Annotated in this window: 13 protein-coding genes; 6 read left to right on the top strand and 7 right to left on the bottom strand. The window is 45.4% G+C overall.

The genetic code is table 11. The features are described from left to right. The first annotated feature begins 217 nt into the window (after positions 1-217). The 3 genes from ATB78_RS17025 to ATB78_RS17015 all read left to right on the top strand — a co-directional run bounded on the left by ATB78_RS17025 (position 218) and on the right by ATB78_RS17015 (position 6,695). Entirely contained in the window at positions 218-3,820 is a 3,603-nt protein-coding gene (locus ATB78_RS17025; RefSeq protein ID WP_061009414.1) for a transporter substrate-binding domain-containing protein, read from the top strand. Next, positions 3,821-4,963 carry an EAL domain-containing response regulator gene (locus ATB78_RS17020; RefSeq protein ID WP_061009412.1) on the top strand — a complete coding sequence of 381 codons (1,143 nt, stop codon included), beginning with the start codon at positions 3,821-3,823 and terminating at the stop codon, positions 4,961-4,963. Between the two features lie 64 nt (positions 4,964-5,027). Further along, on the top strand, positions 5,028-6,695 hold the full coding sequence (locus ATB78_RS17015; RefSeq protein WP_179947007.1) for a response regulator: 1,668 nt from the start codon (positions 5,028-5,030) through the stop codon (positions 6,693-6,695). A 37-nt stretch (positions 6,696-6,732) separates the two neighbouring features. On the opposite strand, the gene ATB78_RS17010 is transcribed toward ATB78_RS17015, so the two are convergent. Continuing rightward, complete coding sequence (locus ATB78_RS17010) at positions 6,733-6,999, bottom strand: hypothetical protein (RefSeq protein ID WP_061009408.1); 267 nt, start codon at positions 6,997-6,999, stop codon at positions 6,733-6,735. A gap of 96 nt (positions 7,000-7,095) precedes the next feature. Here ATB78_RS17010 and ATB78_RS17005 point away from each other — a divergent pair, with 96 nt between their 5' ends. Together ATB78_RS17005 and ATB78_RS17000 are read left to right on the top strand one after the other, a co-directional pair. Then, positions 7,096-8,463, top strand: a complete 1,368-nt coding sequence (locus tag ATB78_RS17005) for a nodulation protein NfeD (RefSeq protein ID WP_061009405.1) — start codon at positions 7,096-7,098, stop codon at positions 8,461-8,463. A gap of 9 nt (positions 8,464-8,472) precedes the next feature. Further along, entirely contained in the window at positions 8,473-9,264 is a 792-nt protein-coding gene (locus ATB78_RS17000; RefSeq protein WP_061009403.1) for a slipin family protein, read from the top strand. 88 nt (positions 9,265-9,352) lie between these two features. On the opposite strand, the gene ATB78_RS16995 is transcribed toward ATB78_RS17000, so the two are convergent. Next, positions 9,353-9,757, bottom strand: a complete 405-nt coding sequence (locus ATB78_RS16995) for a hypothetical protein (protein ID WP_041060632.1) — start codon at positions 9,755-9,757, stop codon at positions 9,353-9,355. Between the two features lie 287 nt (positions 9,758-10,044). On the opposite strand from ATB78_RS16995, the gene ATB78_RS16990 reads away from it, so the two are divergent. Continuing rightward, the gene (locus tag ATB78_RS16990) at positions 10,045-10,701 is read left to right on the top strand and encodes an NAD(P)H-dependent oxidoreductase (RefSeq protein WP_061009401.1); all 657 of its coding nucleotides are present in this window, start codon (positions 10,045-10,047) and stop codon (positions 10,699-10,701) included. A gap of 120 nt (positions 10,702-10,821) precedes the next feature. Here ATB78_RS16990 and ATB78_RS16985 read toward each other — a convergent pair whose 3' ends face one another. From ATB78_RS16985 to pdxY, 5 genes are all read right to left on the bottom strand, one after another. After that, positions 10,822-11,988, bottom strand: coding sequence for a BamA/TamA family outer membrane protein (locus tag ATB78_RS16985; protein ID WP_061009399.1), 1,167 nt, complete (start codon positions 11,986-11,988; stop codon positions 10,822-10,824). A gap of 258 nt (positions 11,989-12,246) precedes the next feature. Further along, positions 12,247-13,158: a LysR family transcriptional regulator gene (locus ATB78_RS16980; protein ID WP_061009397.1), complete on the bottom strand. Its 912-nt coding sequence runs from the start codon at positions 13,156-13,158 to the stop codon at positions 12,247-12,249. A gap of 142 nt (positions 13,159-13,300) precedes the next feature. Continuing rightward, a complete protein-coding gene (locus ATB78_RS16975) occupies positions 13,301-13,729 on the bottom strand; it encodes a hypothetical protein (protein WP_061009395.1) in 429 nt (142 codons plus the stop codon). 17 nt (positions 13,730-13,746) lie between these two features. Next, positions 13,747-14,916, bottom strand: coding sequence for a patatin-like phospholipase family protein (locus ATB78_RS16970; protein ID WP_061009394.1), 1,170 nt, complete (start codon positions 14,914-14,916; stop codon positions 13,747-13,749). Positions 14,917-15,142: 226 nt separating this feature from the next. Further along, a complete protein-coding gene (gene pdxY / locus ATB78_RS16965; RefSeq protein ID WP_061009392.1) occupies positions 15,143-16,000 on the bottom strand; it encodes a pyridoxal kinase PdxY in 858 nt (285 codons plus the stop codon). Positions 16,001-16,100 lie beyond the last annotated feature (100 nt).

The following is a 16,100-nucleotide window of genomic DNA, read 5'->3' as shown; positions in this document are numbered from 1 at the left end:
TGCTTTTAAGTTTTTTTCCATTACGGCTCGTGGGGATATTGAGCTTCCTCTCATAACTTATTGATAATTAATCGTCCTGATCCTCTCTGAACTCATCGAGTTGTATATCAAGCGTATGTTGTCGACAAGACAAACAACCTTGATTGGAGAACGCGGTGAAAACCTATACGATTCCGCCCCATTTTGAATTCGGTTCTTGGCTGGAAAACATAAAATAGTGAAACTGTTCGCATTCATTGCTGCACTACTTACCACTCTGTCATTCAATGCATCTGCTCGTGATTTCTTAAACGCAGAAGACAGAACATTTCTGGACAATCAAAGCACATTAAAAGTCGGTGTACTTGAGGGAGATTGGCTACCTTACTGGGGTGATCTTGCCTCAAAAGAAGGCATCAATATCGAGTACGCAGAGACCATGCTGCACGACTTAAACATTGAGGCAGAGTACGTCCCGTATAGAACGTTAAATACACTATTCGATGGTTTAGAGAACGGAGAGATAGACCTCACCGTTGGCTTTGTTGCAACCAAAAAGCGCGCAGAACGTTTCCTGTACTCTGATCCAATATTTCACACATTGAGACTGGTTTGGTTGCGTGACAGCGCATTAGAGAATACCCCGCTAGACGAGCTCAAATGGGTATGTGTGCAAGATTCAAGTGCGTGTGACCAGATTGATGTACTTGGCTTTAAACACGTCCATTCTGTGCGTAATAACATGATGATGACGGCATCGCTGAATAGTGGTGCAGCTGATGCTGCCGTGGTCGGTTTGTCGACGCTGAGCTCTTATGGATTCAAAAACCCGAAAGGTGAACTGACGGGTAAAGTCGTGTACAACAAATCCCTCACTCCGGGAGAAGTAACGATTTTTACCGGAAAAGAGTCCACTCAGTTGATGGACATCATCACTAAGTACATCAAACACTCGAAAGAATCGAAACACAGTCGTGTTCACATCGAAGCCAACATCAACATTCTGCACAATGAATTGATGCTCGATATTCTTGAGCAGCAGCAAGGTCATCAGACGGTACGCTACACAATTCAAGATAATGTGTATCCACTGTCTTACCTCGACCCTAAAACAGGAGAGCTCAAAGGCTATGTTCATGATCTGCTTAAGCTAATGGAGCAAAAAAGCATGATCAAATTCGAATACGTGCCAGCCAATGGGCGTGATTTGGATTTGATGTTGGAAGAGAAGATCGTCGACCTACTGCCAGCGCGCAATATTAAGCTAACGGACAAGGAACGTTTCATCACCACTAGATCTCTTAGTGTTCTCCAATATGGTTTTGTTAAGTCATTAAGTAAAAACACCAAAAACTCGATTGCTATCCTCGATCGTTCAGGAAACTTTTACCCACATTTTCTCGACTACCCAAATTATCAGTACGCGTTGGTATATCGCGACTTTGATTCTTTAATCGATGCGATGCAAAGAGGTGATGTATCCCATGCATTTGTAAATCAAAGCCTTATCGACAATCACTTCTATGATAGCCAGGGCGTTAGATTCGTCTCAGTTGAGCCTCCTAAGGATATTCAACTGAGAATAAAGTTGGGCATGGAGCTAAGAAAAGACTCTGAGTTCTTACGCCGCGTGTTGAACACCGTGTTGAAAATCACCACAGACGCCGAGTTAAAGCAGCTCATGGAGCGTCATGACAAAGTCACCGTCCATTATGGTGTCGACAAAGAAATCGTGGTGATTTGGGCGCTAGTCGGTGTCTGTGTGCTGTTGGTTTCCGTACTGATTTACATTCTGAGAACCGGACATCTGACACGCAAGATCAAGCGTAAAGAGTACGAGACCAAAGTACGTCAACGACAAAACCGATGGTTGTCTTCGGTGCTTGATCATATCCCTAATAAGATTTTTATCTCGGATGATAACCACCAGCAAATCTTAGCCAACAAACCGTACTTGTCGATGCTGCAACGATGCAATACCGACAGCAACATCACAGATGAACAACGCGAGCTGGTTTTGAAGCTAACCAAGGATACGGATTACCCAGTACCGGATGAAATCGTCACCACGCTCTGCTCTCTTGGCAAAAAGCATTATCGAGTAAGAAGGCAGTCTCTCCTTCATCCAGAAGAAGGGACACGCTTCCATATGACGGTATTTGATGACATCACTGAGCTGAAAAAGAAAGAGTGTGCATTGAAAGCTTCCAACCTCAAAGCCATGCAAGCGATTGAGGCACGAGAGCACTTTCTCGCGGTGATCAGCCATGAACTGAGAACCCCTATCGCTGCCATGCTCGGACTGATGGAACTGTTGGAACAAGACCTCGATCGCCCAGAAAGCAAAGAACTACTGAAAAGTGCGATGTTGTCGGCTGAGCGTTTGCAGCTGCACGTAAACGACATTCTAGACTTCTCGAAAGTGGATGCGAACCAGCTTCAGTTGGATGTGCACAGTGGCAATGTTTATGAAGAGCTTGGCTCAAGTTTGCGTAGCTTTGAAAAAGCAGTAGAACAAAAGGCTTTAGCGTTTGAAGTGAATTGGCAGCCGACGCCTTATGCTTTGGTGAATCTCGACTGGCTGCGCGTTAACCAGATCATCAACAACCTACTGAGTAATGCCGTTAAGTTCACAGACAAAGGCAAAATCAGCGTGAACATTCACGTCTACACGAATGAGCTTGTGTTCTGCGTGCAAGACACCGGATGTGGCATGAGCAAGACTCAATTGGATGCCCTATTCCAACCATTTGTTCAGGGTGACAAGAGCATCAGTCGACGTTTTGGGGGCACAGGTCTTGGTATGTCTATTGTGAAAAAACTGGTCGACATCATGACCGGCACGATAGAGGTGAACAGTAAACAAGGCAAAGGGACAGAGATTACCGTGCGTTTGCCAATGACCAGCCAACCTCTCGACCTAACGGGAATGGGACCGATTTACACCGAAGACAAACAGATACAACGTTGGCTAAACACTTGGCAGGTAACACTCGATGAGTTTGAACTCAAGCATCATGTCATTGAGCCAGAACCGCACTACTCCAATGTTTATCCTGACCTTATTCAGCAAAAACTGAACACAAGTTCGACGATGCCAAATCACTGGACACAACCGACAACCTGCCAATGGCAAGGTCGAGTTTTAGTGGTTGATGACGACGCCATTAACCGACTGTTGTTTAAGCGCCAGTTTGAAAAGCTTGGTGTGTGTTGCCAATTGGCAGCGAGTGGGAGTGAGGCGATTGAGTTGTTGAAACAGGCTCAAGACGACAATGCTTTCGCGCCAATCAGTTTGATAATTAGTGATTGCCATATGCCGGATATGGATGGCTATCAACTAACACAAAAACTCAAAGCGAGCAGCGAATTTTCCATTCTACCCGTTGTGGGTTGTACAGCAGAAAACTCTCGCAATGTGATTGAGAAAGCGGAGCAAAACGGCATGGAATCAGTCTTGTTCAAACCCTATAACTTGGACGATCTCAAAGCCTTGTGTGAGCAGTATTTGGCGATGTCCTTCTCTAGCGAAACTCAAAGTGACTGGTTGGATGCCTATCACCATGAAGAAAAAGCAGAAATGGCACACGTGGTGTGCGAAGCGCTGAGTAACGACATCGCATTGATTCACTCAGGCGAAGAGAGCCTTAAGTCTGTCGCGCACCGAATTAAAGGTTCTGCTGCGGCATTGAATTTGACTCAATTGAAGCACAGTGCCCAACAATGTGAAGCGCTGATAGGTACAGAGCAAGAACAGCAAGCGCGCACGGCTTTACTTAACGAATTAGAAACCATCATAGCCACCACAAAACAATGGCTAGATTTGAGTGAGAACAACTAATTGAACATTTTGATTGTTGAAGATGACCGACTACAAGCAACCAATCTCAAGATTCTGCTTAATCGTCTTTTTAATGGCTCAATCACCATCGTACATCGTGGCTCTGAGGTCAGCGAAATCTGCACCAACCAAGCTGTAGATTTGATGTTCTGCGACATCGACCTACCCGATATCAATGGCGTCGACTTGCTGTGCACGCTGTCGAAAGAAACGCGTCCAAAAGGTGTGGTGATTTTGAGTGCAATGAATCAGGATGTGGTCGAAATCACTTACAACATGTGTTTGTCGGCAGGCTATGACTTTGTACGCGCACTCACTAAACCGATTTCTTGTGAACAGCTGAGCCAGATATTAACGGCTTTCCAGCAGTACACCATCGAAGAACAAATCGTTGCGCTACCTGTGCTGATGAACTCAACAGATATCGATACCGCGTTCCAACAAGATTGGTTTCATAACTACTACCAGCCGCAATACTCGGTAGTCGATAACCGTTTGGTTGGGCTAGAAGCGTTGGTGCGCTGCTTTCACCCAGAACATGGCGTGTTAGCTCCGGTTCAGTTTTTAAGTGAGATCCACACCCGTAATGAGCTGGATAAACTGTTTTGGTTGGTTTTGGAAAACGCATTGCGTGATTTGGCAAAACTCAACACAAGCGTGAGTTTGTCGGTCAACATGAACCAAAAGACGCTTAAACAACCGATGAGCGAACGATTTTTCGGTTTGTGCGACCAATACCAGATCGCTCCAGAACGAGTGACGCTAGAGCTGACAGAAGATGAGGTCTACGATTCAGACGTAGTTTCATTGGCCAACCTAGCTAACTTGCGCCTAAGAGGTGTCGGTTTGGCGATTGATGATTTTGGGACGGGTTACTCTTCTCTCAGCCAACTGGCGATTTTGCCGTACACGGAATTGAAGATTGATCGCCAATTCATCAAAAACGCGCTAACCAATTTTAAGAGCCAACAACTGACCATCTCTAGCCTACAGCTGGCAAAGTCACTGGGATTAAAGTCGGTAGCCGAAGGCGTCGAAGACCATGAAACGCTTTACTATCTTCGTCAAATTGGCGTCGATCTGTATCAAGGTTTTGTGCGCAGCCGTCCTGTTCCATTTGAGCAACTGGAAGCTTTGTTCTAATTCAATCTAAGTGGCATATGGTCTGCCCTCGCCGCTTAGATTTTGTTTGATGAATCACTTTGAAATGAATACCAAATCTTTCTCACAATACAATGTGCTCATTGTCGATGATGCGCCTATCGTAGTGCTCACATTACGTAACATGCTGACCAAACTTGGGTTCTCTGACAAACGTATTTTCACCGCTCGTCTTGCTAAGGGTGCGATTTCAATCGCCCATCAAGAGCGCATTGATCTGATCATTTGTGACTATAACTTTGGTCGCGGCATGAACGGCAAACAGCTCTTTGAAGAGTTAAAACACCTTAAGCTCTTAAGCCATGACACAGTATTTATTCTGGTAACAGGGGAAAGCTCTGCTACTATCGTGCGTGCGATCATTGAGCTCAAGCCCGACGAGTATCTACTTAAGCCCTTTAACTCAATCACGTTAAAAGAGCGTATTTCGGGCGCAGTAAAGCGTAAAAACACCTTACAAGCCATCTATGAAGCAGAGCTGAAGAACGATGCTCACGCTGGCTTAGAGGCGTGCGACGAGTTAGCCCCCTTCCACCCAGAATACTTCTTCATCATTGAGAAGTTCCGTGCCGATTTCTTAACGCGCCTAAAGCTGCATCACGAAGCCAAAATCGTCTACGAACAAGTCATCGAGCGCAAAGACGTTAACTGGGCAAAAATCGGCTTGGCAAACACGCTGGTTTCTCTGGGTGAAAACGACGAAGCACAACGTCTAGTACGTACCTTGCTAGAAGAGTCTCCTAACAATGTTGAAGTTCGTGAATGTGCCGCGAACTTCAACATGCTTAACCGTGAAGTGCCAAGTGCAATCAGACACTTAGAGCTAGCAAACAGCTTAGTTGAAGGCAATTCAGAACGTGAACTGGTGATCGTTAACTTGTGCCTAGCAGAGCACGATTATCACTCAGCATTACAGCACTATCACGCGTACATGGAGATCAACAAAGATACCTATCGCAACAACACCTTCTCTAAGCTGAATTTGATCCGAATTTTGCTTTATTGTGTGCGAAAACTAGAAGGTCGTGAGGATTTACTTGCTCAGGCAAAAAGCTTGTTTAAATCCATCACTAATGGCCCAGAAAACAAAGCAATTAAAGACGAATTGGATTTGATTGCCGCGCACATTGCGATTGAGGAAAACCAGTACGTTGCAGCGTTTAAAGTACTCAGTGATTTGTATCGTCGTAAGCCTTTCGCTCACTTTTATGCGCAGTTTCATCTCGCTTGGTTATTGCATGAGATGAACTTCGAATCTGAGTTTTCTCAAGCCATCACTTGGTGTTTTGAAAACCTACAAACCGACTCAAGCGATACGATTCTATCGAGTAAAATTGCTCTTGGTCGTTCTTTAGAAACAGACAACGCGGAACGCCAAGCTTGGATGCAAGAACAATACAAGAAGATTCGCGCAGCTGAGCAAGATTACCAAGCTTTGATCGACGCATTAATTGAGCTTCAAGCCCGTTGTCCGCTACTAAGAACCGTGTGTATTAACATCATCAAAGTGCTAACACGTGCTTTTCCGAGCAACAGCTCGTCATTAGAGGTCGAACTGCTGATCAAGCGCTGCGACAACATTGTGAAGCAATTGGTTTCTAGTGAAGAGCTTGAGAAAAGCGGCTACGACAAGTTTCTGTTTCTGGCTCAAGATCGATGTCAACAGATGTCTGTGGTGAACACTCCACCTACGCAACCAGAACTGGCAAACTAGACAGCAAAAAGGGGCTCGATGCCCCTTTCATTTCGGATTACAGGTTGAAGAAACGATTAATCCAAGTCACCTCACCGAACGCAATCAAATCGTAGATAGTGAAGAACACTGCACAGATAACGGCAAGCTTCACCAATCGAATCGCAATTAACATCATAACTTCCCACTTAACTTCTTGTCTGAGTGTCGTTGATTCTTCGCAGTTTACTGGTTTTCTGAAGAACCACAACGCATGAAAACCCAGATTACGTGACAAAGTGTTTAACACAGCGAACATCCCACCTTTGTACATTTGCTTATACATTTGGTTGCGAAGGATAAATCTATCCTCTCACCTAGTCGTATCTATACTTTAAATAGTGTTTTCAAAAAGTCCCAGTGGTAACACAAGGAGGGCTGTATGAAACAGATACGATTGTGGCTTCTTCCTCTACTCTTGTTTGCCAGCCAAGCGCTAGCGAGCACCGTTTGGGTATTGCCTGTCAAAGGCGCGATTGGTCCTGCTCTGAGTGATTATCTGTCGCGAGAGATTGAAGAAGCTCAGCAAAACGGCGTCGACCTCATCATTCTAAAAATGGATACCCCCGGCGGACTTGATAGCTCAATGAGAGACATCATTCACGCCATCACTACCTCTTCCGTACCCATTGCAACTTGGGTTGGTCCGTCAGGTTCTCGGGCCGCCAGCGCTGGCACCTACATTCTGCTGGCTAGTCATGTCGCTGCGATGGCAGAAGCCACCAATTTAGGTTCAGCTACTCCCGTTTCACTAGGCGGTGCACCACAGCAACCTTCGAGTGCCGACGACAAAGACAATGACGAATCGAATGATGAATCATCAGGCAAAAACTCTGATGAAGTGCCTGCTAAAACCGCAATGGAAAAGAAAGTCATTAATGACGCCAGAGCATATATCAAAGGCTTGGCTCGCTTGCATGGCAGAAACGCAGAGTGGGCAGAGAAAGCCGTCAGCGAAGCTGCAAACATAGACGCTTCAGAAGCGCTAGAGTTAAACGTTATTGATTACATTGCTAACTCTCCCGAAGACTTGGTCACAACCATCAATGGCACAGAGGTCAAAGTGAACGGCAAGCCATATAAGCTGACGTTAGATAACCCAACGTGGGTCAAGCGCGTCCCCGACTGGCGTGCCGAGATGTTGGCGGTGATCACAAATCCTAACGTGGCTTACATCCTGATGCTGATTGGTATTTACGGGCTGTTATTAGAGTTCTACAACCCTGGCATCGGTTTGCCAGGTGTGCTCGGTGGGATATGCTTGTTGCTCGCCATGTATGCCCTACAAATGATGCCTGTGAATTACGTTGGTTTAGGGTTACTGCTGCTCGGCATTGCTCTAATGATTGCTGAAGCCTTTAACCCGAGCTTTGGCGTACTCGGCTTAGGTGGTGTCGTTGCGTTTGTTCTCGGCTCCATCTTCCTGATGGACAGCGACATCCCCGGCTTCCAAATCGCTCTGCCATTAATCATTGGTATCGCTGTTTTCTCTGCTGGCTTAATCGTTATTACCGTTGGCTTGCTTCTTAAAATTCGCAGTAAAAAAGCCACCACCGGACTAGAAACCTACCCGGGCAAACTAGCTGTTGTGAGCGATGATTTTGTCGATGGAACTGGGCTTGTTCAACTGGATGGTGCTTTGTGGCAAGCCAAGGCTGACGCACAGCTCAAACAAGGAGACCACGTCACCGTGGTAACCATAAAAGGGTTGACCTTAACCGTGAAACCCAGTGACCGCCCTAAGGAATAGGAGGCGCTTATGATGCTCTACACTATTGCTGTTATCATTGTTTTATTGGTTGCACTGGCAACGCAAATGTTCAAGGTGCTGCGTGAGTACGAGCGTGGCGTGGTGTTCTTCCTCGGTCGTTTCCAAGAAGTAAAAGGACCGGGTTTGATCATCTTAATTCCTTTCATTCAACAAATGGTTCGTGTCGACTTACGCACCATCGTATTAGATGTTCCGACTCAAGATTTAATCACCCGTGACAACGTATCGGTCAGAGTCAATGCCGTGGTTTACTTCCGAGTTGTCGACCCACAAATGGCGATCAACAACATCGAAAGCTACAGCGATGCCACCAGCCAACTTGCGCAGACAACGTTGCGTTCTGTGCTTGGTCAGCATGAATTGGATGAATTGCTTTCTGAACGCGAACGCCTCAACAAAGATCTGCAATCCATTCTCGACCAGCAAACTGACGATTGGGGTATCAAGATAGCAACGGTTGAGGTGAAACACGTCGACCTTAACGACAGCATGGTGCGCGCCCTTGCCCGCCAAGCCGAAGCCGAGCGTAACCGTCGTGCGAAGATCATCCACGCAACTGGTGAGTTGGAAGCCTCCAACAAACTCAGAGAAGCCGCCGAGATGCTAAATAAAGCACCAAACGCGTTGCAGCTTCGATACATGCAGACGCTCACTGAAATCACCACAGACAAAACATCAACCATCATCTTCCCAATGCCGATTAACCTCGTCGAAGCGGTCTCCGATATCGCCAAAGCTGTGAAGAAGAATCAGGGAGAGTTGGAAGAAGGGAACGATTAAGCGTAGTAGCCGCTATAGAGGAAAGTAGAAAAAGGAAAAAGGGAGTAGCTGTGTTCTACTCCCTTTACGAATTCACCATTGATTGAACTTATGCATCGGTGCACTCTTTCTTCATAATTGCTAATCCAGTTTCAAAGCAGTGCCGCCACGCGTACTCCACCCTTTCATCAAAATCAGGATCACATTGGGCGACGGTTTCTAACAGGCTTTCAAACCAGACATCAATGTCTTCAGGGGCGACGCCAATATTATTGTGTCCGTGCTTATTGCCGTATTTCCTCATCATATCTCGAGCATCTACAGAGGTGTCTGCCATCATCACAAACACGATAGACCCTTTAAGCATCCGGATTTGCTTCTTCATGTCCACGCCATCGAACTTTTGTCTGAAGTTTTCACCTTTCGACCAAAAGTTCTCATAGAACAAATCAAAGAAGTCCTCATGGATTACGCAGCGTTCGTAGCTGTCGTTAAAAACCTCGATTACGTTCATACCCTAGCCTCCAACCAACTTATCTATTTTCATTATGAATGTAATTTGATAATCCTACCAAGCTCGTTGGTGGTTTCTGCGGTTTCTGAACGTCGGCGTACGGAGAATACCAATCTGCCCTTTAGGCGTTCAAATTCGATTTTCAATAAAAAATAGAAAGTGATTTAAACGAAACACGTATTATCAATTCGATAAAAGTCGATATTATGGACTCACTTTCGAGGTACGCATGGTTGTCGATGCTAAGCGCATCCTCATTTGTCTAATAATATTAAGAGGATATAAACGTGTCTCATCAAATCATTACAGACCTAAACAACCGTTACACAGCTAAAAAATACGACGAAGAGAAACGCATCTCTCAAGAAGATATGGCAATCATCAAAGAAGCAATCTGCCTATCTGCGTCTTCTATCAACTCTCAGCCTTGGAAATTCATCGTAATTGAGAGCGACGAAGCGAAACAGCGTTTCCATGACACGTTTGCTAACATGCACCAGTTCAACCAACCGCACGCTAAAGCAGCATCTCACACTATTCTGCTAGCGTACGATCCAAAATTCACTAAAGAGAAATTCGCGAAGCGTGTTGATGCTGAAGTGACTTCTGGTCACCTACCAGCAGACATGTACGACATGTTCATGGGTGCTTACGCATTTGCTGAAGCAAACACAGATGAGAACGGCTACAACGGCGGCTGGACTAAAGCGCAAGTTTACATCGCGCTTGGTAACCTACTGCACACACTAGCGCGTCTAGGTATCGACTCTACTCCGATGGAAGGTGTTGACCCAACACTGATCGGCGAAGAGTTCAAAGCAGAACTAGACGGTCACGTATGTGAAGTTGCACTAGCAATCGGCTACCACAAAGACGGCGAAGACTACAACCACGGTCTACCAAAAGCGCGACTAAACATGGATGACGTAATCACTACTCTTTAACGAGAACCGTGTCCTACCTCCTTGGTTCCTAGCCTAGAGCTTAGCTATCTAAATCATTGTTCAAATTGAAAGAGCCGTACTTCTTAGTTTCTCAGTCTAAGAGTACGGCTCTTTTTTTGTTTAAAATCCACTTCCAACGTTGAAGTATATTGCGCTTTCTTCATCGCTCACCGCGTAGTCCATTCCTAAATGCAATCCATAGCGACGAGCAATCTGATAACGAAAACCGACGCCACCCGCTTTTACTTTGTTTTCCTTTTCTGCAGATTCTTTTTGAATCGCTTTGCCTTCGCCGTAAAAAGCAGATACTTTCCAACGGTGAGTAATGCTGTAAGTGAGTTGACCTTGTAGCGTTTCGATTTCATCCCCTTGATAACGGTAAGAGGAGACACCGCGTAGCGACACATATGGCTTTGCCGTTGGAGATACAAATAGGTCATCTTGTTCGAAGCGCTGATAGTTTCCTGCTAAACCAAGTGTCCACTTCTCAGCCAAAGGAATAAAGCCTTCCCCTTCGAGGTTGAGATTACGATAGTTGTAATCACTGCCGATGGCATCATCGTAGAACATATAATCGGCACTGATCCTAGCGCCTTTGATTGGAAAAAAGAGGTTGTCTCTGGTGTCGTACTCCAGCTCTAATCCCAAACCCGATGTGAGATTCTCGTCCCCTAATGTCAGTTCCATGACGGTTTCAACGAGTTTGTTGTCAGACTCAACCTTAGACTTTGCCAATAACTGTTTTACGCCAACCATGATAGGCGTGTCTGCAATGCGCACTTGCACCTTTTGTGAGAGCGCGGCAACCGAGGTGGTGGTGCCAAATCTCAAGTCTTTTTGAATTGGGCCAAACGATAACTGTTTATACAAGTCCAGATTTGCAACCCCAAAGCCACCAACACCGATGTAGCGAACACGATCATTAAGCCATGAATGACGGTGTCCTCCAAAGACAAACCATGTGCCATTTTCTGTCCCTAAAGCGCCGGCAACGGTCATAGCAGCAGGAACAAGTTGTGCACCACCATCAATCGCTTCTAGTGCTGCTTGCTTTCGCTTGTTTTTCTCTTCTTCGGTTTCATGGAGAAACAGCCCTGCAACTCCGCCACCGTAGCCAACAGCAGGTTCAGTGATCAAAATGGGAATAGGCAAAAATCCGTGGGCGTTTTCTGCGATGTAATGCCCCATATCAAATTGTCCGTCAATTGGGTCATAAAATGAGGCGAAAGATGGAAATGCCAATAAGACGGATGTAGAAAGTAACGCACCTTGGCGTTGGCTATTCATAATAAATCCTCAGATAAAAAAAGCCGGGCAGTAAGGACCCGGCTGAAAATTCTGCATCCGTGCAGCAGACATATAGATAAAACACTTTTTGCTCTGGGTGACCCCATTCGCAGGGCTAGATTAAGGCAAAATAGTGATATCCCATACTCTCGTATAGAGGGTGTGATCCTTCAAAATTTCTAGCCGAATATTTCGAGTCGGATAAAACGAAAACAAGGCTCTAAATGAGCCTTGTTGGAATGAAATGAGTCTTTGGAATCAGCGACGAAGGCTGTCTTCGAATCGTTGGCGATAGTTATTTATCACGGTCATTAGCGATTGCTTGATATCACCAATCTGTTTGGAATGTGGACACCATAGTGCAAAACCAAACTTGAACCCTTCAAGCATCTCGGCAGATTCAACAGGTTCAATCGAATGGTTGGCAAACTCAGTGTTAGCAAAGGTTTTAGGCAGTAGCGCCCAACCCAAGCCCGCTTCGACCATTTTTATTACTAGGGCAAGCTGATCGACTTCTTCGTTATCAGAGCTAACGATGATCTTCTCCGCCATGCCTTCTTCGATAAATGAGCGTAAGACAAATTGCTTGCTGCTTTTCAATGCGGTTAAGACTTCATCTTTCTTCAACTTAGACAGCTCTCCACCTTTTTGTGCAAAAGGGAAAAACTCGAAATGCCCAAGGAAGGTGGCATCAAAACTGTGCATCGCCTGACTATCATGAACATTGACGATACCGAAGTGGAACTCACCACTAGCGATCCCCTTTTTGATGTCCTGTTTATTCCGAACAAAGAAGTTCACACGCATTAACGGAAAGTCACGTAACAATTGCTGGCGAATTTCAACCAAAGCACGATGCGGAATCACACTAGAATAGGCGATGTTAACGCTTTCTAATCCACCGTAAGAAAGACTCAGTGCGACTTTATCGAAAGTACGAGCCTGTTCGATGGTTTGTTTAGCATAATGGTACAGATAGTGACCATCTTCTGTTGGCTCTACCGATCGCCCGACTCGTTCAAACAAGTTAACAGCTAGTTGGTCTTCAAGATTGGTGATCACCTGCCCTATTGTGGTTCGGTGCTTATTGAGTTTGACCGCTGCCTTACTGAATGAAAGCTGTTCATAAACGGTCACGAACGCGAGAAGTTGTTCAAAACTAAAATTCATAGGTTGTGCTTACTTTTTAGAGTTATCTAATTAAATTATCACAAGATAGTAGAATTGCTACTCGGTAACGGTAACAAGCTGCGTTTGAATTCCTTCTCGGCTACATAAAAAAACCTACTAAAGTCAGTAGGTTTCTTCCATCTTAGTTATACTCAACAACGCGAGCCAAATAGTTAAATTCACCCGAGTCACCATGGTAATCGCGGTAAACATCCACACTAAAATACTTAGGTTGGTCAGCTTGAATGTGGTCAACGATCTTCTGTTCTAATGACGCTAGCGTTTCACCGGCTTGCGAATACACAAACTGCTTGTTCACTTTTTCCAATTTGCGTTGCTTTGCTTCTTTGTGTGAGACATAGTTGTTGATCTCTTCCCACTTACCCACATACTCTACTGCCACGTAACTCGAGTTCTCATCAATCATGATAAAGGCTGCACCTTCTTCTTTAATGGCAGACAGTTGCTGCATATCACTGTCGACTTTTTGCTGGTCAAGGTGAGCACCACTTTGTGCAAATGCAGTCGCAGAAGCAGTGAGCATCATTAACGTTAGAACGGCTTTTTTCATTGTGTTTTTTTCCTGTGTTAAGGGAGTTCAGTCACCCAAAGTTGTCCTTGGGTGGCTTTTTTGAATCCATATTCGTAAATCGTTAGCAAGTAATGTTGGTCGAACATGTCTTTCGTCACTTTGGCGTATCCGAAGTCTTGGTCGATATAAGTAAACTGCATCTCGATATCGTTGATTTCACTGATGTATTTCATTCGATACAGATCACCACGAGTTTGCGCTAACGTAAGGCTTGAGACGCTTTTTGAGACCAAATCCAAACCTTTGTCTTTTAGTGGTCGATACGGTGCTTTCAAAGCACCATTGCGAATAACATCTAACTGAGGTGCTTTTTCTAACCCCAGAGCCTCTGAAATTTGTTGATAGTTGAAGTTAGACGGATTAAAGAACACCTGCGCTGCAAGACCACCATCTACGTGTAACTCTTCAAGTGTTTCCCCACCATGTTCAACATCGATAAATTGTGGAGGGAAAACTCCAGGGATCGATGCACTTGCGGCAAGCACTTTGTAGATCAATTCAGATTTGTCCACTAAGTCACTATTCGCAATCGCGCCGATGTTCCAAATTACTAATTCACCTGAATCAAAATGGGTACTGCCGATAAAGAGGCGTTTACCATTGCGATGTTGCTGTGCCATCGCCTCAATCATTGGCTCAGGGTAAGCGTCCGCAATGAAGTCATAGAGGTTCTCGCCATCGGTAAACGCGTCCTTAAACAGTGTGTTTAAAAAGTTCTTTTTACCCAGGACGCTTTTGTCGTTGATGTTGAGCATGACTTCTTTCATCTTTGGCATTGCATCACCACCGATGAAAACAAATGGCGCAATTAACGCCCCCGCGCTAATGCCAGTAATGATGGCGTATTCTTTCAGTTCACCCTTTTCCTGTAAGCCCATCAAAACTCCGGCACCGTATGCGCCGTTTACGCCACCACCCGATAAGGCCAAAATATTGAGCTGTTCACCTTCTACTTTGATTGGTGTGGTTTGATTGTGTGCCGAATAAAGGAAATCGGGAGCCTCATTGGCCCACATTCGAAGCGGTTCTTTCGGTGTCGAGTTTGCGATTTCAACGTCTTTATAGTTGCTTGGAGAAACGCGGACATCCAGCGTATGGGGTGAGCTGCAAGCCACTACCAAGAGCGAGAGTGCTATCGTTACACCAGAGGAAATTAAACGATTCATAGTCAGTCTCATTTAATGTTCTCTGGCGTATGACCAGAGACTCAGTTTGAAGTTAATTGGGTCAAAATGAAGTCCGTTTCGTTGTGTGGAAGTACTATATCTAAGCGCATCAAAACGCTGTAATCGCAGATGTAGGACGCTATCCATCAATGCAATGACGCACAGATTTCATAACGTCGCGCTTAGCTTCTAGTCATCACTTTACGTATCCATCTGCGCCGTAGCACTAGGCGATTTTCACGACATTAAACTCATGCGTCGGCTCGACAAATTCGTATTGGCCGTTGATCGTCTGCAGTTCCCATGTGCCATAGCCTTTGGTGATCTCTAATACGCCATAAACCGCATTGTGAGCATGACGAAATGCAGCGACAGGAGACATCTTCTTCACCAAACAAGAAGTGAAAATTGCAGAAATCAAATCCCCAACGCCCACGGGTTGCTGGTCAAAATCAATACTTGGGCGTTGAGCTAAATAACACGCTTTTGGTGTCGCTAAGATCATACTGAAGGCATCATCTGTTAGCGCATGCAGGTGTTTCACCAATACCATTTTTGGTCCCAGCTCTAGGGCCTTTTTGCATGCAGTGACCGCATCATAAAGGGAGTCAATTTTCACGCCCGTTAGCTCACTCAGTTCAAACTGGTTTGGAACAATCACATCAGCGATGGGCAACAAACTATGGTTGATCGCTTCTTTGACGCCGTCCTCTACAATGCAGCCTTTATCTGGATCACCCATCACTGGGTCGCACACGTAAAGCGCGCTGTGGTTACGCGATTTAACTAAACTGACGGCTTCAGCGACGGCGCGGCATTGCTCTGCGCTGCCTTGATAACCGGACAGTACCGCACCGCATTCACTGAGCTTTTCAATATTGTCCAAACCGCGCATTAATGAACGAATATCGTCAGAGCCGAATCGTTGTCCCGTCCAGCCTTGTTGGTATTGCGTATGATTTGAGAACTGAACCGTGTGGATTGGCCAGACTTCAAGCCCCATTCTCTGCATTGGGAAGACTGCAGAACTGTTTCCTGCGTGGCCATAAACCACATGAGATTGAATAGAAATAATGCTTTTCATAAGTCACTCTTAATTGGGAAGTTTGTTAGCTTGGCGACTAAATAAACACAATGCCGCGCACTGTGCTTATTTGGTCGGAATAGCCTCGACAACGCCGAGG

Origin of the sequence: Vibrio sp. CUB2, assembly GCF_001557945.1 — a bacterium.
In the GTDB taxonomy this organism is placed as follows: Bacteria; Pseudomonadota; Gammaproteobacteria; order Enterobacterales; family Vibrionaceae; genus Vibrio; species Vibrio owensii.
This window is presented reverse-complemented; position numbering and strand designations above follow the sequence as displayed.

Excerpts from the sequence above, each read along its gene's own strand:
- ATB78_RS17015 (WP_179947007.1), top strand. The coding sequence starts at position 5,028 with ATGAATACCAAATCTTTCTCACAATACAATGTGCTCATTGTCGATGAT.
- ATB78_RS17010 (WP_061009408.1), bottom strand. The coding sequence starts at position 6,999 with ATGTATAAGCAAATGTACAAAGGTGGGATGTTCGCTGTGTTAAACACT.
- ATB78_RS17005 (WP_061009405.1), top strand. The coding sequence starts at position 7,096 with ATGAAACAGATACGATTGTGGCTTCTTCCTCTACTCTTGTTTGCCAGC.
- ATB78_RS17000 (WP_061009403.1), top strand. The coding sequence starts at position 8,473 with ATGATGCTCTACACTATTGCTGTTATCATTGTTTTATTGGTTGCACTG.
- ATB78_RS16995 (WP_041060632.1), bottom strand. The coding sequence starts at position 9,757 with ATGAACGTAATCGAGGTTTTTAACGACAGCTACGAACGCTGCGTAATC.
- ATB78_RS16985 (WP_061009399.1), bottom strand. The coding sequence starts at position 11,988 with ATGAATAGCCAACGCCAAGGTGCGTTACTTTCTACATCCGTCTTATTG.
- ATB78_RS16980 (WP_061009397.1), bottom strand. The coding sequence starts at position 13,158 with ATGAATTTTAGTTTTGAACAACTTCTCGCGTTCGTGACCGTTTATGAA.
- ATB78_RS16975 (WP_061009395.1), bottom strand. The coding sequence starts at position 13,729 with ATGAAAAAAGCCGTTCTAACGTTAATGATGCTCACTGCTTCTGCGACT.
- ATB78_RS16970 (WP_061009394.1), bottom strand. The coding sequence starts at position 14,916 with ATGAATCGTTTAATTTCCTCTGGTGTAACGATAGCACTCTCGCTCTTG.
- pdxY (WP_061009392.1), bottom strand. The coding sequence starts at position 16,000 with ATGAAAAGCATTATTTCTATTCAATCTCATGTGGTTTATGGCCACGCA.